This is a genomic window from Sphingobacterium sp. UBA6317 (genome assembly GCF_002440385.1).
Classification (GTDB): Bacteria; Bacteroidota; Bacteroidia; order Sphingobacteriales; family Sphingobacteriaceae; genus Sphingobacterium; species Sphingobacterium multivorum.
Window position 1 is genome coordinate 1 of the sequence record NZ_DJTD01000023.1, and the last position, 17,912, is coordinate 17,912.

Genomic DNA, 17,912 nt, shown 5'->3' on the forward strand with positions numbered 1-17,912 from the left:
ATAGGCCAGTTGAGTTTTAGAGGAAGATAGATGAAAATAGTGCAGACTGATCAATCAGGTTTAAAGATTTATTTGCTGATTTCTCTTTTTGCGAGAAGCATTATAGACAATGATCACACTAATCGTCATCAGGATAAATGCTAAGAAAAACGGCGCGCCAGAAAATTTAAATGGTGCTTTGTCATGGGTGAAATAATAAAATAGGTTTGTCATCATTGGTGGACCAATAATCGATGTTGCACTCATTAAGCTTGTTAGTGCACCTTGAAGTTCACCCTGTTCGTTTGAAGGAACATTTTTTGTAATAACAGACTGAAGAGCTGGTCCACAAATACCACCCAAGCAATAGGGGATAAGGAAGACGAACATCATCCATCCTTCGCTTGCAAACGAGAATAACAGTAGTCCAATAGCATACAGGGTCAATCCATAGAAAATGCTTTTTTGTTCACCAAGTTTGGGCGTTGTCCATCGAATTAAAACGCCCTGAACCAATCCAATCAATAATCCAATAACACCTAATGAGATACCCACCATTCTTTCTGTCCAGTCGAATTTATACATGGTGAAGAAGTTCCAGTTACTTTGAACTGCGTGGCCTGCGATATATATTAAAATTAAGGCAACGATTAATCCGGATATTTCTGGATGTTTTCCAAGAAACTTAAAGGATCCAATTGGATTTGCGCGTTTCCATTCAAAAGCTCTACGTTTTTCTTTATCTAAGCTCTCAGGTAAGATAAAATAGCCATATAGAAAGTTTAGCATACACAGTCCTGCGGCCGCATAAAAGGGAACCCTGGCACCATAGTGACCGAGCAGACCGCCAATAACTGGGCCGATGATAAAACCTAGACCAAATGCAGCGCCTATCAAGCCAAAGTTCTTTGCCCGATCTTCATCCGTAGATATATCGGCGATATAAGCACTTGCCGTTGTAAAACTAGCACCTGTCAATCCGGCGATAACGCGTCCTAAGAATAGCCAACCTATAGTTGGTGCGAGGGCAAGAAAGATGTAGTCTACCGCAAAGCCAAAAAGTGAGATCAATATAATTGGCCTTCTGCCATATTTATCGCTGAGGTTACCAACGACGGGAGAACAGATGAATTGCGTGAAAGCATAGGCAAAGCCGAGCCAACCGCCATATTTTGCCGCTTCACTGACATCGCTATGAATCAATTCCTCGATAAGTTTAGGGACGACAGGAATAATGATTCCCCAACCCGTAATATCGATTAGTAGTGTAATAAATATGAATCCGATTGCTGCTTTTTTCTTGGAATTTTCCATCATGATTCAAAAGTAATGAAATCCTTAAAAACTTGTTTGTTATTTAATTACTAATTTGTGGTGAGTGTCGCATTTTCGATAGCGTTAACAAATCGAAAAGAGGGAGCTTTTTTCTTTCGATAGCGTGCCCATTTCTGGTTAAATCGCTTGACATTTGGGATGGTGCAGCACCGTGAAATTACATGAATTCGCAATAAAACACAGTTTATTTGCTTGGGTATGTAAGGATAAAGCAAGTTCTATCTGGGATTCATCTGTGATGAGAACCTCGGGGTGTAATATAACTTCTGTAAAACGACCACTTCCATCTCCATCCGTTTCCAGGGTAGCGATAGCATTGTCCTTATAGGATAAAATCTCGATGCTATTTTTCGAGCAGACGTATAAATAGGACATCATGTGGCAAGAAATCAGGCTGCTCAGCAGCAAATCTTCCGGATTGTACAATGCAGGGTCACCCTTGAATGCTTTTGCTGCGGAAACTTGCAGGTCAGCTTTCCCCTCGATCGCGATGTGATGGCTTTTTGTATAAATTTTTGAACCTACAGCACTAGGCTGTTCAGGATGATTCCAAGCCAAGGACGCTTTAAAGATATGTTTGTAACTCATTTTGTTTCAAATTTAAGGTATTCTCCGATATTATAGAACGTCTAGTCCGCCAACTGCAACTACTTCGTTTGTCATCAGACCACGGCGGCGTCTGATGACAGTACTGTTATGTGCGAACAAAAGTGATATAATCTGTGTTGACAGGTTCAATGCCATTTTTTCGCATTTCGCTTGCTATTTGCGCCCTGTGATAGGTGCCATGATTAAAGACGTGTAACAGAATGTCGTTGGCCTTGTTATGAAAAGCCTGATGCTGTGTGTTTGTATAATTGACAATTTCATCCTCCGTATCATTTCTGCGCCGAATTTGCTGCCTAAATCCTTCAGAAGCTAAATCGTGATACCTTTGGCAATCGATGATACTGTGCTCATCCCAAACACCAACAGGTGGTTTTTCACCAGTTAATCGACTTAACCAAATAATCTGAGCATTGACAATATGGCTAAAGAGCCGTATGCAAGAATGAGGTACATTTTCGCCTTCACTTTTCAATTTATCCAGGAGTGCTGTATTGGCCCAGTCATTATATAACCAAAGCTGCATAAAAGTAGTTGACATCTAATTGTTGTTTATGTGGGTTCTATAAAATTAAATATACGGAAGATCGCAATAAATTTTTTGCCAACCCCATCAATCGTTCATTTTATGGACAATTTATGGTTGAAAATTTAAAGCAATATATTTGTTACAATTTTATTCTTTTCTACGTAATTCTATTTTTTGGTTTGTTCAGATCTTAATTGAGATATATTCAGATTGTTAGCGTTATAGGTTGTTGTTTTTTGTCGCAGAAATGTCTTTTTGCGTTCTCGCATAGCAAGTCAGACTACCACAGACTAAAGGATATCATTATATTAGACTGATATTATCGAAAAGTATGCTATCTATGAACAGGTTTTTCCAAAATTACAATACGGGAAAACGTATTATTCTTCATTTGTGTTTTTGGTTTTTGGTTTTGGGAATGCAATTCATTTCCTATCAGCGGATAGATATTGATAATTCCTGGATTTTGTTTGTAAAGGACGTATTTTCTTTGTTGACCATATTTTATGTAACAGCGTATGTCATCATTCCGCGCTGGTTTATTCCAGGAAAGTTTGTGTTGTGTATATTGTGGTTATTGTTTATTTATGCCTGGTGGTCGTTTCTAAGTTATTTTGCAGCCCTATTAACATTGAAATATCTAACACCAGATGTTCGCCTGTCAAGCTATCTTGAAATAATACTAAGTCAAGGAATCTTCGGTGCTTTTCGCCTTTCTTCCATTAGCGATTATTTGTTGGATTTTATTTTTCTGGTGGCCCTGCCTTTGACCGTAAAAATTGTACAGGCGTTTATGTCTGTCCGAAATTCAAAAATGAAACTCGAATTGAAAAATTCAGCACTTGAGTTGAACAATGTCCAGTTGGAACTTGCTTTTCTAAAATACCAGATTAATCCACATTTTTTACTTAACACACTTTATAGCATCTATGTGCTGGTATCCGATCATGATGAAAGAGGCGGCGAAAGTATGATGCGTTTAAGCAGTATGATGGTGTATTTACTGCATGAAAGTAATCAACCCAGGATAGAAATTAGTCGCGAATTTCAATTGCTAAAGGATTATGTTGAATTGGAAAAGTTACGCTATAGCGAGACCGTGCAGATCAATCTAAATTTGGCGGCTGAAGACGAAAGCTGCATGATGGTTCCTTTGATCTTTTTTCCGTTTGTAGAAAATGCATTCAAACACGGACCTCGGCTAAGTTCTTCGGCGGGATGGATATCCATAGACATTAAGGTGAAGGATGACAAGGTGTATATGCACGTGGCTAATGCATATAGGGAACTTTCAAAACCAGAAAATTATATCGGCGGATTAGGGATAGAAAATGTAAAAAAGCGACTGGAACTTCATTATCCTCATCATCATAATTTGGAAATAAAGTCGCATGAGGGTGTATTTAGTGTTAATCTTGTTGTAACTTTACATTCGGAAACAGAACCGTAGCACCAAAGCAGCGGGTTGCGAAGTACTTATGAATAGAATTAAAACTATCCTTATTGAAGATGAGCCTATTGCGAGAGGTCGCCTGGAGAAATTAGTTTCCAAATTAGGCCTGATCGAAATATTGGGTGTATTTGAAAACCCATTGCAAGCAATTGACGTTTTAAGGCAGCAGGAGGTAGATCTCATTTTGTCAGATATAGATATGCCTGAAATGGATGGAATTACCTTTCTCAAAGGACTTGCTCATCCACCATTTGTTGTTTTTATAACTGGGCATTATGAGTATGCTGTTGATGGGTTTGAATTGGAAGTAATCGATTATATCTTAAAGCCACTCCTGACGGAAGAGCGATTGATCAAGGCAATTGAAAAAGTTCAAAAGGCAATCTTGTTTTCTCGAAGAGGGGCACAGAGTGAAAGAAAAGCGATTAAGATAAAGGATCGGAACAAAACTATTTTTATAGATCCTGCAGATATTTTCTATCTAAAAGCCTGGGGGGATTACATTCAAATTTATACGTTAGAAGGTATGCAGACTTTGCTGTCGACCATGAAAGATATGGAAGCAGAACTGCCTTGGGATATGTTTGCTCGTATGCATCGATCCTATATTGTCAATATCAAACAGATCAAGGGTGTTGAGGCAAGTAAAGTCATTCTGAAAAATGGGACAGAACTCGGTATTGGTTTACAATATCGTAATCAGCTCTTCGCGAAGATGGGACTTATATAATTTATCGGGTTCATAGGTTATACGTTTTTTCTGTTTCCCAATTTGCATTTTATAATAGCCAACCATAAAATGGTAAACAGCAAGTTCATGTAAGCGTTGATCGGACATGAACAATCGGTTAATGAACATATGAATGTAGCTTGATAGTAACGATGTTCGGGCTGACTTGAATTCATCTTGATCGGTATGACTCCGTAAGGTGTTAAATATGCTGTATTGAAGTGCATTTAGTTTCTTTTTCGATTCTTCAGGGTTGTCTAAAGGTTTTTCGAACCAGTCTTTTTTCTCTTTAAACTTATTGTTGAGATGAATCCAAAGGTTTTTATTATTATCAAATTCTTGCTGATAAAGGGTATTCATCTGTAGGCAGAAATCTCTTTTCTCGATCAGTGTAAATTTTGCAGCTTCTAAGAGCGACTCAATATTTTCGAAAGCCAGGCGCCATCGATCATTGATTGAAGTACTTTGTTGGATAACCTTCAGTACCGTTTCGCTCTGTTGATAGAATAGCTCCTCACTAAGTTCCATACAAAATGGTGTATATCGTTCAATCTCCCGTGTATAAGTGTCAAAGGATAGCGTTGATATCTGTCCATCTTTAATAAACTGTTCCAATAGGGTATTAAGCGTGGATATAACGAAATAATACTGGCTTGGATCTGAAAGCTCAACTCTAAATCGAATGTGGGGCGATGGATCGTTGTAGCGTATAAAAAACCATTTTTTTAGGACATCTTGTTGATTAAGTGTCGCTACGATTAGGGGGAAAATTTCCTTTAACAAGGTGTCTGCAACATGTAAACCACAATAGATCTTGGCGTAAAGCCATTCACTGCCCAAGGGGAAGCATCTTTTTAGGTTACTTTCTTGAGGGGCTGATTCATTTGTGAAAGTCTCCTGCTGTGATTCTATTGGAATAATGATTTCGTTGGCAAAAATATGTCCATCTTTATCGCAGGCTACTGATGAATAGTCATTCAGGATATATTCGGTTAATATGATCTCTCTTTTGCACATATGATCCAATACGATTTCTATGCAAAAAGGATTGTCTAAATTTATCAACAATTCATTATCGCCACTGCTGATGATGACCATTGCAGGAATTGCTAGCTCCGCTTGTATATTTTTTATGAAAGCCTGAGGGGTACTGGAGTATTTCGCTATTTTTTGAATTCGCCATTGTGCTCTAGACAAGATAATATTTTTGTAGCTTATTCTTGGGAGTCTCGGCTGCTCCTTCATAATCCCCCAATTCCAGGAAAGATCCAACCTATTATTTTGGAACTGAAAATCTGCGAGAAACTTATATATATTCATACCCTGTTCAAAATTGTGGGCGGTAGTTAAACGAGGTATAACCATTTTATTGAATTTCCTGGACCACAAGATTAGGCGCTGGTCTTTGATGAACAGGTATAAGTCATTAACATCAATTTGCTCTTGTTCTTTATCGATTGTCGGGCTTAGACAAATTGATGCTTTTCGCAGCGCAGGTCTATAAATGATATTTCCAGCATTATTGTCTGGGTAATGACAAATCTCGGCAAGTATCGCATTTGGAAACTGCTGTTGCTCTGTGTCGGCAGATTCCTTCAACTTGTTATTCAATTTTTCATCCAGATGTGCAAATCTGGAAATTAAGTTTCCTGATGACGAACCACCAATGGTAACCAGATTGAAGAATAAGTTTTCCTGACATGAACTTCTAAGGAGATTGCCGATGGCATAGCATGAAGAAGGGATCGTATTGACAGTTTGTTTACGTTGTTTAGCGATATGATCTAGATCTTTGCTGGTCAGCCGAATTTCGGTGAATTGATTTTTTACACTTTCTACAAATTTTTCAATGACCAGATCTTGATAATGGTGGTCGCCATATTTTTTTTCGCCCGCCGGGGTGATGTTGTTAACTTCCCCGAGTATTTCATCCGTTATATTGTAAACACCTTCTTGACGTCCGTAACCAATCCCAATATCGGGGTCTAGAGCTGTCGTTAGCGGAACCATTCTATCTTCATATTTAACAGAGAACGCAGCTCTAAACCGATCAAAATCTGTTAACTTAGCCTGGCTGCAAAGTGGTAGTAAATCCTGAAATTGATCTCTTATGTGATCTAATGCGGTATCTGATAAATTGTTTTCGTCCATCCCTATGAGAAGGTCCCCCTGTAACGAATTGGTCATATCGAGGTCTGGAGCCAAAGGCTGCAATAATTTAAGGATGGCGGTTCGGATCTCAATGACAGATTGAGAACTATGAAGCCATTTTCTTATCGTTAATAAAGGATTTAAATAATTTCCCTCCTTATCCACTCTTTCAAGCGTCGTTATCAGGCTGTCCAGATAACCTCGGCCAATGACATTGGGCTGTAATTCAGAGGATATGATTCCAAGGCTGATGAGGTTATTGACGAATAGGGCCGCATGCGTTATCGATGCTCCAAGACCTTGCAGCAGATCGATTAATGATTGATAATGACTAGTTTTCTTATTGTGTTCAAAGTATTGGATGACTCGATCCAAAACTGGAGTAAGCCTTATACGTTTCAGGATATGCTGTCCTTTCTTCCCATTTGTCACTTTTTGATAATATTTGTAATATTTACCATCTAAGTATAAGGTGGGATTGAGACGATAATAGAGTTGACTGTAAATTCTTTTGTCTTTTGATATCTGTTCAATAATTTTTGTCAAAATGGTGGTATCCAGTTTTAAAACAGCTTGATTTGCATTTGACCTGATTAACGATACCTTTTTTTCGGAGACGGCAATGTTCCCAAAAGATACCCCTGCGAATAAACCGAAAGGCGTACTTCTGGTGCTCATCCTAATCGCATATTTGAGTAGTGAAGCGATCATTTTTGAGCTGCTTTCTTTCTTGTATTCAAGCCATTTTTGAACTTCCGCCGAGAAGGCCGGGCTTGCCAGAAATAAGGCTTCTTTTAATTGCTCAATTTGAAACAAATGACGAAGTTTCTCTTCTATTTCATGTCGCTCAGTTATCGTTAAAAGATCAACGGCAGATGCAGCTGGAAGTAGCGGAGTGCGCAGAAGAAAATAATCGGATAAGTGGAATAATGACATGAATTAGTTGGACTAGTATTGCATGACTTGTTTTATACAAGACTGAAACATCTGGGGCGAAATTGGTTTTTGCAGCGCAAAATGCTTCCTGTTTTTGATAAATTCTGGATATTGCCAACGTGACACGGCGGAGGTGATGATCAGGATTGGAATATCAGCGATCAATTCGGCTAGTGTATTAATATTACCGCCGCTAACAATGAGATCGAGGAATAGGATGTCTGCAGATTTTAGATCATGGCTAAATAATGCTGGATTTTCAATGTCTTCAACCATCTTAATCAATTGAAGATCTGGAAACATGTGAATGTATTCAACTATTTTTTTTGTCGCCAGTGGTTCATCCTCAATGAGAATACATTTAAGCTTGGGTGAAGTCATATACTCGATTCTTTTTTATTTATTAGGCAATAAAGACGATTGCTGTAAAGGCGCCTACCAGAACGCCTTCACAGCGTTATCCTCTTTTATATTACTTTTGAAGATGTAACTGTCTTAATAGTTACCAGTTCCATATCATCAAAATCAAAAAATGAGATCGGTTCTACCGCGCAGACAGTTTGTACATCCAGTACAAAATCCTCTGCTAAAAAATTTTCAATGTTTTCCATAGTTATACGTTTAAATTGTAAACAAATGTGCTCGCTATGGAAAAGAACAACGAAAAATATCGACAGAATTGAAAATGAATCAGACGAACTAAAGAATCTATTCGACGAAAAAAATAGTGTCTGTTGCTATTTATGTTCGCGATGTAGTAGACTTTGTTTGCAGAGCCTGCCAGATCATCATGGACATTGAAAGAAGTTCTATTGTGTGTTTCTGGAAAATTCGACGAAATAGCATTTGAGTACGATGAAACAGCAGTAGCTTCATTGTAGTATTCCATCTGGTTCGTTATCTTAGATTCGTCTATTTTAGCATCAAAAAACCATTTCTTTAGCCATTAAATCCATGTAGCTTAAATAGATAAACCAACGAGAGGGCTTGAGGTAATTCCTTAAACCAAAAAAGCATCTACCAAAAAAATAGGTGAGTAGTGTGGGCGCGTAAAACAAATGAGAATATGAATTTATCTAATGAAATGTATGGTTTTTTGAAAAGAGAAGGTTTACGGTTATTTAGAAAAAAAGTAAGCTGGCAGACCTCTGCGAGATATCAAATCTATGGAGATGGGAAAACAACGATCGGTGTCGCATTTGACAGAATTCAAAATTTTATCGATGAAGATACCAGTGCATCCGGCTGGAGTGGAATGGAAAAGATTAAACTCGAAGAACGGGGTGATTACATTATCTATGGTTTTGTTGAGAAAATTGAAAGCTAAAGAAGAGTTCTCCATATGATTTTTCCATTGAGCTTGACCTTTCGTATTTTATTATCGAGTAAATTTTACAAATCAATTCCTTAATTGTGTAATGACTTTAATCTTATTTGTGGCCAAATTTGTTGTGTAAAATTAAACAATAAGTTATGGCGACAGATATTTATAAGGATACGGTTTATCTACCTTTAGAAGATGTTGAAAGCGAACATTGTGCATCAATTGTCGAAAAAGGACTAGCCCAGGTTAAAGGCCTAGCGAGCTATCGGGTGGAATTGAATAACCACAGAGCTGCTATCGTACCGAAGGATAGTGAAGCCGTCGTTAGCAGTGTAAAAACGATCAAAGATCTTGGTTATGGTGTTTCTACATTAACCAAAACTTTTCCAGTTCTTGGGATGACTTGTGCCTCTTGTGCCAGTAGCGCTGAAAGTATGGCGAAATATGAACAGGGGGTTGTCAATGCGTCTGTAAATTTTGCAACAGGAAACCTTACGGTGGAGTATTTGCCTAATATTACGGATCATTTAAAAATCCAGAAAGCGGTTCAGGCTGGTGGCTATGATTTATTAATCGAAGATGAATCTACTCAGCAGGAAACGTTGGAGGCTATTCACGCCGAGAAATCCCGTAAGCTTAAAATCAAAACTCGATGGGCAGTAATACTTTCGCTTCCCGTGGTCGTGATAGGTATGTTCTTTATGGATATGCCGTACGCAAATCCTATTATGTGGCTGTTTTCCACGCCAGTAGTTCTTTGGCTGGGCAAGGACTTTTTTGTCAACGCGTGGAAACAGGCAAAACATCGTTCGGCCAATATGGATACGCTTGTTGCGTTAAGCACAGGAATAGCCTACATCTTTAGTGTGTTTAATATGCTCTTTGCTGAATTTTGGCATCAGCGTGGCTTGCATGCACATGTGTATTTTGAGGCCGCCTCAGTCGTCATTGCTTTTATTTTATTGGGTAAACTACTGGAAGAGAAGGCTAAAGGTAACACCTCATCCGCCATTAAAAAGCTAATGGGCCTGCAGCCTAAGACGGTGATGGTCATTCAATCGGATGGAACAGAGCGTCAGGTCGCTATAGAAGCCGTTAATACTGGCGATATTATTCTGGTGAAACCAGGGGAGAAGATCGCCGTTGATGGGGTTGTTATCAGCGGAAATTCCTATGTTGACGAAAGTATGTTAAGCGGAGAGCCGGTCCCTGTTTTAAAAATGGGCAATGAGCAGGTATTTGCAGGGACGATCAACCAGAAGGGCAGTTTTCAGTTCAAAGCTACAAAAGTTGGCCGGGAAACAATGCTTGCCCAAATCATTAAAATGGTACAGGATGCACAAGGAAGCAAGGCCCCTGTGCAAAAACTGGTCGATCGAATTGCTGCTGTATTCGTTCCTATTGTCATTGGTATTGCTATTTTAACTTTTCTACTGTGGTTTACTTTAGGTGGAGAAAACCATCTGGTACAGGGTTTAATGGCGGCAGTAACGGTTTTGGTTATTGCTTGTCCTTGCGCACTAGGTTTAGCAACTCCCACAGCAATCATGGTTGGAGTGGGTAAGGGAGCTGAGCAGGGTATTTTAATTAAAGATGCGGAAAGTCTGGAGCTGGCCAAAAAGGTAAATACAGTTGTTTTGGATAAAACCGGCACCATTAAGGAAGGAAAGCCTGTGGTCACTGACCTTTATTGGAAAAATGATGAGGATAGTTTGAAAGGTATCTTGTTGAGCCTGGAGAAACAGTCAGAGCATCCATTGGCAGAAGCTGTAGTCGGGTATTTTAAAGATGTAAAAGCTACTCCAGTATCCTTTATCGAAAGTATTACTGGGAAAGGTGTTAAAGGCAGTGATGGAATCGAAACGTACTCTGTAGGTAATCGCAGGTTGTTGGATGAGAATGGGATTACAATTCCGACGGATTTGATGGAACATGGCACCCAGTGGGAAAATCAATCCAAAACAGTGATCTGGTTTGCCAACAGTCATACTGCGTTAGCGGTAATAGCCATTGCGGACCGGATTAAGGAAACTTCTGTGCGTGCTATCAAGGAGATGCAGGCCATGGGCATTGAGCTATATATGCTGACTGGTGACAACGAGGCTACGGCTAGGGCCATTGCCGCGGAAACAGGTCTTCAGCATTACAAAGCGGAAGTATTGCCAGAGCACAAAGCTGATTTTGTTAAAGAATTGCAGCAAAGAGGGCAGGTGGTCGCTATGGTTGGGGACGGTATTAATGACAGTACAGCCTTAGCAACGGCCGATGTCAGTATTGCAATGGGGAAGGGAAGTGATATTGCAATGGATGTAGCAAAAATGACAATTATTTCATCTGATTTGACGAAGATACCGCAGGCCATTCGACTTTCGAAACAAACGGTCGCGACGATTAAACAAAATTTGTTCTGGGCGTTTATTTATAATTTAATTGGGATTCCCCTCGCTGCAGGTATTCTGTATCCATTCAATGGTTTCCTTTTAAACCCGATGATAGCTGGAGCTGCAATGGCATTGAGTAGTGTAAGTGTTGTCAGTAATAGCTTGCGACTTCGCTGGAAAAAATAGCTAACTATGGTTGAGGTCTAGACCTCATCTTAAACGGTAAATATTGCAAAACAAAATAGAAAAACTGTAAGTACAACCCATCGAATTAAAGGGATATTTGTATAGATAATTAAATAGATTAATAACATTAAAATTAAATAACATGGAAAGCAAAGAATTTCAATTTAAAACAAACCTTACTTGTGGGGGATGCGTGTCCAAAGTAAGCGCTGATCTGGATAGTGTAGACGGTATCTATGAATGGAATGTTGACACCACAAATGCAGACAAAATTCTGACTGTAAAAGCTGAAGGCGTTTCGGAGGAAGAAATCATTGAAATTATCAAAAAGAAGGGCTTTAATGCCACGGCCTGCTCCGCCTAATTGTTCAATAAATCTATAGAACCCCATAAAAACACCCTAAAAGTTTTCTCCAACCTTTAGGGGTTTTTTATGGGGTATTGTGATGAGACTAAACCGAGCTTAGCTTTCTGTTAATTAAATTGGATAAACATATCTTTAAAATTTAGTATCATTATAGAAAATTGGCGAATAATATCTTGTCCTATATTTCCATACACGGTTTCATTCTTAATCTTCGATTTTAATAGGCTTATATTTTTAAGAGCGATCGGTTTATCGCTAATATGGAATGTATGTTGTATAACAAATCCGTCATATTCAACTTGACCGCCTGCGCCTCCCATGGCGACCTTGGTCGGTATATCCTGTTTTTCGATATGTTGTTTGTAGGTTTCGTAAAATGGTGCATAAAGGATTGTTTTTTCAGCTCCTGTATCAAAAGTATAGTGCTTTCCATCAATGGCAATAAGCGGTGATAACCCATCTATTGCAAGATTCGATGCTTTCCATGAAACTGTAGGTCTCTTGGGTACAATGAAAAAATCGTCCTGTGTAAGCTGTACTTCTTGCAGTGCTTCAATAACAGGGAAGCCTATTATACCATTGATCTGATAGCCAATTTGCGGGATACAAAGTGCGCTGTCTGGGAAAACCAGGAATATTGCGTTTGAAATGTTGATGCTACCAAGTTTTAATTGTTTACAAACGGCCAAATCGGCTTTGATAGAAACACCGGTAATGGCGTCTACATCAATATCTGCACGGATAAGATCCATATGAAGACGTTTGGCCACGGACTCTGTGACTGTCGATAGGTTTGCTCCGGTATCAAATATAAAACTTGCCGTATCGCCGTTGACTGTTAGTGTTAGATTCTTCAACCCGGCTTTATCTTTCGTCATTTTAAGACGGGTATCGGCGTTGATTTCTATAAGCTGTGGCCGCACATGTTCTAGTGCTGACCAGATTTTTAGATTGTTTCTGAGATCCGCTCTTGTATCTGTTGACAGCAAAGGATCGAAGTCGAGTAAGATTTTCTGGGTTGTCTGTTTTGCCCCCGCGTAATCTTTCAGTTTGACAAAATTATCTTCCTGAACACGCCGTAATTTTAGTCGCAGTGTGTCGGGTAATTCTTCTGTTGCTGCGCTCAATAGTGCTATTTTTTTGTTTGAAGCGATGGGTTTGTTAAAGGCGTTATCGAGTATTGCCAAAATAAAAACTTGCTCATTGGCGTTTAAGAAAGGTTTATTTACCCTAAACAGGTCGCGGGCAGTGAAGAAATCTTTTGATGCTATTAGCTGATATAGCCTGTTGAATTTAGTTGAGGAGGATTGTCCGAAATTAAGCTGGATGGTGATGAATAACAGGAAACATATTGATACGCATTTTTTGAAATGATTTGCTGGGAGATTCATGGTGTATTCAATTAATTGTCTTTTGGTCAACGATATGTTCACGCTCTTAAATGTCGGAAAAGTTCTTGTTAATTTTTTAATTTTATTGTTGCTTATTTTGTTATTGATCAATGGTTTATGTTGTGGAGTTGTGTGTAATACTTGTGGTCTTGAATAATTAAGGTTAAATTAGCTAATGTTTTGAGAAATTTCTCCCAGAAGGATTGGATAGACGAGGTCTCCGCGATTGGTGGACAGTAATATATTTGTAAATAGCATAATTTAATGAAACAGAAGACGATGAATATTAGGTATAATAAAGGAATTATTTTTTTTGGTCTTGCGGCTTTATCGACCAGTTTATTTTTTGGCTGTGGAAACACAGGCACTAAAAATGAGGCCAAGGCCGAAAAGGTAGAGGGACCTGCTGAAGCTATTGCTGACACTGCAACCACAACGCAGGAGTTATCTTTTAAGGATAAAGAGGGTAAGGTTCTTCAATTAAGTGCTTTAAAAGGTAAGGTCGTGTTTATTAATTTCTGGGCGACCTGGTGTCCCCCATGTATTCATGAACTACCTTCTATTGACCAGCTTAGGCAATCGCTTAAAGATAATAAAGATATCGTTTTTCTCATGGTAGATGTTGATGGCGACATAGAAAAGTCTTCAGCATTCATGGCCGAAAACAAGTATGATCTACCACTTTACATAGCAGCGGGTGAAATTCCTGCAGAATTCTTAGGACAGTCCATACCAACAACGGTTATCTTGGATAAAGCGGGTAAGATCGTAGAGCGTCTGGAAGGAAGCCGTGACTATGGGGCCCCTGAGATAAAAAAAGCATTGGAGGATATCGCGAGCGGTAGCTAAAGCTCGAAGGTTGTGATCACTATTTTCTATAGCTGGAGAATAGAATTTGAAAAGAAAAACAGTATTTTCGCGGTGTCAAGTTAATTTATAGCTATGTCCGAACTTCAAGAGCAGACTGCAGTCAGAACGACTTATTTTAGTATTGTAGGTAATGCATCACTGGCATTATTAAAATGGTTAGCTGGTTTCTTTGGGAACTCTTATGCGCTGATAGCGGATGCAATTGAGTCAACGGCAGATATTTTCTCTTCATTTCTAGTGCTCCTCGGTTTAAAATATGCGCAACGACCTGCCGACGACAATCACCCTTATGGCCATGGTCGGGTAGAACCACTCATTACATTTATTGTCGTTGGTTTTCTAATTGTTTCTGCAACCATAATCGCTTATGAAAGTATTGAGAATATAGGAACGCCACATGACCTGCCAAAGCCTTGGACCTTATTTGTTCTGGGTGGGATCATTGTGTGGAAAGAGATTTCTTATAGGATCGTTATGAAGAAAAGTAAAGAAACTAATAGTTCTTCACTTCGTGCAGACGCTTGGCATCATCGAAGCGATGCGATAACGTCAGTTGCAGCTTTCATTGGGATATCTATTGCATTGTTGCTCGGAAAGGGATATGAAAATGCGGATGACTACGCGGCATTATTTGCCGCTGGATTTATACTTTATAACTGTTACCATATTTTCAGACCGGCGCTTGGCGAGATCATGGATGAAAATGTATACGATGAGGTCATTGACAATATCCGGCAAGAAGCATTAAAAGTAGATGGGATAAAAGCCACGGAAAAATGTTTTGTCCGCAAATCGGGGGCTAAATATCACGTCGATCTGCACGCTATTGTCGATAGTGAAATTACGGTAAGGGAAGGGCATGAGCTGGCGCATAAACTCAAAGACCATTTGGTTGCGCATATTCCTGATCTTGGTCATGTGATGATCCATATTGAACCGAACGAATGCCTTTGGGAATCAAATTAAAAATGGCAGCACCTATTATTTTTCTTGAACCGTGCTGCCATTTGATTGTTTAAAAACTTAGGTGTTTTCAGCTTCAAGCAATTGAATCTGCCATTTAATCTGATCCGCTTTAATAGGGTAATCGATATTATTTCTTAAGCTTTCATAAATGGCTTCAAACAGCTGATTGTAATCTCCTGTATGTGGCGTTACTAAAGACTCATGTTTTTGATTTGATACGTCTATCGTAACAAGTTTTCCCTCGAGGCCGGCTGGCTCAAGGCCATAAGATGGATCGTCGGGCAGCATACCATCTAGCAATTGCTGTTCTTGCACATCCGTCATATTCTTGATAAAACTCCCTTTTGTACCATGTAAGACAAAGGCGGGCTGCGGAGAGGCGACAAGTAAACTGCCTGTTAAATACACGTTCAGTCCAGCTGGATAATAAAGATGATAGTGAAAATAATCTGCAACTTTAGAATCGGGTCTGTTGATGGATGTTGTCTTGGTAAATTTAACCGGTTTTCCAAAAAGTGAGATTGCCTGATCAATAAGGTGCGGACCTAGGTCATAAGTGATACCATTGGAAATATACTGCGTATCTTCCTTAAAGTATTTTTGTCCCAATTCCATTTTATAGCGATCAAATCTGAAATGCACTTCAATCAGCTTTCCTAATTCTCCACTTTCGATCACTTTTTTAATGTCTAAAAAGTGACTGTCATATCGTCTGTTTTGATAGAAAAATAAGTCTTTTCCTTGTTTTTTGCTGATGGCAAGAAGCGTATCGAATTGTGTAGAATCATCAACGGCAGGTTTTTCTATCAAAACATGTTTTCCTGCCTCTAGGGCGTCTTTTGCGTATTGGAAATGGGTATAGTTTGGTGTGTTCACAATGACCAGTTCGATGCTTTCATCCGCTAGTAATTCAGTTATATTATCGTAGCTTTTTATTGCCGGATAAAATTCATGTGCGTTTTTTTTCGACCGTTCTACAACAGCGCTGAGATTGAAATGTGGATTGGTATGTATAAATGGCGCGTGAAAAACACGTCCTGACATGCCAAAACTTAGTATTCCTGTGTTAATTTGAGTGTGTTTCATGTTGATTTAAAATATTTTAGCGCAGTCTTGCTACTTGTTAGACTTCAATATAAAATTTAATGCTATTGCGTGTTTTTTTTGTCCGTGTTCGATTCTACAATGCGGTTTGCAAAGTGATGTGTTACGCCATCTTCTGTTGCTCGAAGACATACCGAACACAGTTGATAAAAAAGTGAATGTTCTACAACGCCTGTAATGAGTTTGATTTGTTTATTCAAATCAAAAATATCAGGCAGTTTAGAAAAATAAATGTCTGCCAGGAAATTACCTCTCTCAGATAGTAGAGGCCCCGATTTTTGTTCAGATTTTCGTAATACAATATTTGATATCGCTGAAGAATAGCTTGATTTTAGTTCTTTAAGTACCGATAGCCAGGCGTCGGGAATAATTTCAACACATAGCGGATATTTTGTGGTCAGTTTATCGACCATCTTTGCGCCATCGACCAAGAGAATAAATTGCTTTGCCATATTCGCCATAATCTTTTCACCTGTATGTACGCCGCCGCCACTTTTGAACGCATTTAAATGAATGTCCACCTGATCACAGCTGTCAAAATAATAATCCAGCGTTGCTATGGTACTGTTATCAATACAAATAAGACCATTTTCTTGGAGCAGTATTTTGGTTTCCAAAGAAGGCGATGTAAATTTCAGGCTGGATTTAAAACTGACCCTACTGGCAATTAATTCAATGAAATAAGCTATTGTTGATCCAACACCTAGTCCAATGAATTGATCAGGTTCTAAAAGTTGAAGAGCAGCTTTGGCGGCTTCCTGTTTGAGATTGTTCATAAATGGTAAACTTATAAAATTGTAATACCTTGTTCGACATAAGGCTGCAAAATGCGATCAGAAGGATCCTTTTCTGTAATTAAATAACTGATATCAGATGCGCGGCATGTTAGAAAAGATGCCAGGGTATCGAGCTTATTGCTCGTTGTGGCAGCAACAATGTTCATTGAATTTTTACATAGTACTCTTTTGATAGCTGTTTCTTCGCGAGTTCTTGCCGTAAGTCCACGATAGGGGTCCAGGCTACATACACCTATGAAGCTGACATCCGCATATATTTCTTCAAAGGTAGAAATAGTTTGCTGTCCCTGCATCGTAAGAGATGATTTGCAGAAAGCGCCACCCGCGAAAATCAAGCTGATGTTTGGGAGGTTTGCAAGTATATTGGCTATCGGGAGACTATGTGTGACCACAGTAAGGTTTAGGCTATCTGGAATGTTGCCAGCAATTGCCTGTGTTGTTGTGCCACCGTCAAAAAAGACGACTTGATGATCTTTCAATAGTGTGATCGATTTTTCTGCTATGGCTTGTTTCTCCATAACATCAAGGTTATTTCGGTCGTATATATCGAATGGTAAGTTTGACCGTAAAGTGGCTCCCCCTCGAATAGCGCGGAGCAAGCCAGCGTCAGATAGTTCTTTAAGATCACGTCGGACGGTATGCTCAGAGACACCAAGTTCGGCCGCTAACTCTGTCATTACTAATTTCCTTTCCTTTTTGATTTTAACTAATATAAAATCGTGACGTTCTTCTTTGGATATCATGCTATAAATGTAGTGTTTTTGTGCTATATGTTGTAATATTTGTCATTATAATCGTTGTAGTATT

Annotated in this window: 17 protein-coding genes; 7 read left to right on the top strand and 10 right to left on the bottom strand. The window is 39.0% G+C overall.

All coding sequences use genetic code 11. The features are described 5' to 3' along the window. Positions 1-60: 60 nt before the first annotated feature. The 3 genes from B3E92_RS06680 to B3E92_RS06690 all read right to left on the bottom strand — a co-directional run bounded on the left by B3E92_RS06680 (position 61) and on the right by B3E92_RS06690 (position 2,461). Entirely contained in the window at positions 61-1,296 is a 1,236-nt protein-coding gene (locus B3E92_RS06680; RefSeq protein WP_321167224.1) for a TCR/Tet family MFS transporter, read from the bottom strand. 135 nt (positions 1,297-1,431) lie between these two features. Further along, complete coding sequence (locus B3E92_RS06685; RefSeq protein WP_286751851.1) at positions 1,432-1,902, bottom strand: OsmC family protein; 471 nt, start codon at positions 1,900-1,902, stop codon at positions 1,432-1,434. A 106-nt stretch (positions 1,903-2,008) separates the two neighbouring features. Further along, positions 2,009-2,461 (bottom strand): DinB family protein, encoded by a 453-nt coding sequence (locus B3E92_RS06690; RefSeq protein ID WP_286895918.1) that lies wholly within the window; start codon positions 2,459-2,461, stop codon positions 2,009-2,011. 328 nt (positions 2,462-2,789) lie between these two features. Between B3E92_RS06690 and B3E92_RS06695 the strand changes: the two genes are divergently transcribed. Both B3E92_RS06695 and B3E92_RS06700 read left to right on the top strand, forming a co-directional pair. Beyond that, on the top strand, positions 2,790-3,899 hold the full coding sequence (locus tag B3E92_RS06695; RefSeq protein WP_286751853.1) for a sensor histidine kinase: 1,110 nt from the start codon (positions 2,790-2,792) through the stop codon (positions 3,897-3,899). Positions 3,900-3,927: 28 nt separating this feature from the next. Beyond that, positions 3,928-4,632: a LytR/AlgR family response regulator transcription factor gene (locus B3E92_RS06700; protein WP_286751854.1), complete on the top strand. Its 705-nt coding sequence runs from the start codon at positions 3,928-3,930 to the stop codon at positions 4,630-4,632. Here B3E92_RS06700 and B3E92_RS06705 read toward each other — a convergent pair. The 3 genes from B3E92_RS06705 to B3E92_RS06715 all read right to left on the bottom strand — a co-directional run bounded on the left by B3E92_RS06705 (position 4,588) and on the right by B3E92_RS06715 (position 8,330). Further along, on the bottom strand, positions 4,588-7,719 hold the full coding sequence (locus B3E92_RS06705; RefSeq protein WP_286895919.1) for a lantibiotic dehydratase: 3,132 nt from the start codon (positions 7,717-7,719) through the stop codon (positions 4,588-4,590). The two genes, B3E92_RS06700 and B3E92_RS06705, sit on opposite strands and share 45 nt — an antisense overlap. Before the next feature lie 12 nt (positions 7,720-7,731). Next, positions 7,732-8,100 (bottom strand): hypothetical protein, encoded by a 369-nt coding sequence (locus B3E92_RS06710; protein WP_070564280.1) that lies wholly within the window; start codon positions 8,098-8,100, stop codon positions 7,732-7,734. An 86-nt stretch (positions 8,101-8,186) separates the two neighbouring features. Next, positions 8,187-8,330 (bottom strand): hypothetical protein, encoded by a 144-nt coding sequence (locus tag B3E92_RS06715; RefSeq protein ID WP_159332940.1) that lies wholly within the window; start codon positions 8,328-8,330, stop codon positions 8,187-8,189. Positions 8,331-8,785: 455 nt separating this feature from the next. Between B3E92_RS06715 and B3E92_RS06720 the strand changes: the two genes are divergently transcribed. The 3 genes from B3E92_RS06720 (at position 8,786) to B3E92_RS06730 (ending at position 11,974) form a co-directional block, all read left to right on the top strand. After that, the gene (locus B3E92_RS06720; protein WP_286895921.1) at positions 8,786-9,046 is read left to right on the top strand and encodes a hypothetical protein; all 261 of its coding nucleotides are present in this window, start codon (positions 8,786-8,788) and stop codon (positions 9,044-9,046) included. A 146-nt stretch (positions 9,047-9,192) separates the two neighbouring features. After that, the gene (locus B3E92_RS06725) at positions 9,193-11,610 is read left to right on the top strand and encodes a heavy metal translocating P-type ATPase (protein ID WP_286895922.1); all 2,418 of its coding nucleotides are present in this window, start codon (positions 9,193-9,195) and stop codon (positions 11,608-11,610) included. Between the two features lie 142 nt (positions 11,611-11,752). After that, complete coding sequence (locus B3E92_RS06730; RefSeq protein WP_070564271.1) at positions 11,753-11,974, top strand: cation transporter; 222 nt, start codon at positions 11,753-11,755, stop codon at positions 11,972-11,974. A gap of 110 nt (positions 11,975-12,084) precedes the next feature. On the opposite strand, the gene B3E92_RS06735 is transcribed toward B3E92_RS06730, so the two are convergent. After that, positions 12,085-13,368 carry a retropepsin-like aspartic protease gene (locus B3E92_RS06735; RefSeq protein ID WP_286895923.1) on the bottom strand — a complete coding sequence of 428 codons (1,284 nt, stop codon included), beginning with the start codon at positions 13,366-13,368 and terminating at the stop codon, positions 12,085-12,087. Positions 13,369-13,632: 264 nt separating this feature from the next. Here B3E92_RS06735 and B3E92_RS06740 point away from each other — a divergent pair, with 264 nt between their 5' ends. Together B3E92_RS06740 and B3E92_RS06745 are read left to right on the top strand one after the other, a co-directional pair. Further along, the gene (locus tag B3E92_RS06740; protein ID WP_070564265.1) at positions 13,633-14,217 is read left to right on the top strand and encodes a TlpA family protein disulfide reductase; all 585 of its coding nucleotides are present in this window, start codon (positions 13,633-13,635) and stop codon (positions 14,215-14,217) included. A 93-nt stretch (positions 14,218-14,310) separates the two neighbouring features. Beyond that, positions 14,311-15,204: a cation diffusion facilitator family transporter gene (locus tag B3E92_RS06745; RefSeq protein ID WP_115048663.1), complete on the top strand. Its 894-nt coding sequence runs from the start codon at positions 14,311-14,313 to the stop codon at positions 15,202-15,204. 57 nt (positions 15,205-15,261) lie between these two features. Here the strand turns inward: B3E92_RS06745 and B3E92_RS06750 are convergent, their stop codons facing one another. The 3 genes from B3E92_RS06750 to B3E92_RS06760 form a co-directional block, all read right to left on the bottom strand. Next, on the bottom strand, positions 15,262-16,290 hold the full coding sequence (locus B3E92_RS06750) for a Gfo/Idh/MocA family protein (RefSeq protein ID WP_070564259.1): 1,029 nt from the start codon (positions 16,288-16,290) through the stop codon (positions 15,262-15,264). A 62-nt stretch (positions 16,291-16,352) separates the two neighbouring features. Beyond that, positions 16,353-17,084, bottom strand: coding sequence for a ribose 5-phosphate isomerase A (rpiA, locus tag B3E92_RS06755; protein WP_286895924.1), 732 nt, complete (start codon positions 17,082-17,084; stop codon positions 16,353-16,355). Between the two features lie 11 nt (positions 17,085-17,095). Beyond that, positions 17,096-17,848 carry a DeoR/GlpR family DNA-binding transcription regulator gene (locus B3E92_RS06760; protein WP_083295861.1) on the bottom strand — a complete coding sequence of 251 codons (753 nt, stop codon included), beginning with the start codon at positions 17,846-17,848 and terminating at the stop codon, positions 17,096-17,098. Positions 17,849-17,912 lie beyond the last annotated feature (64 nt).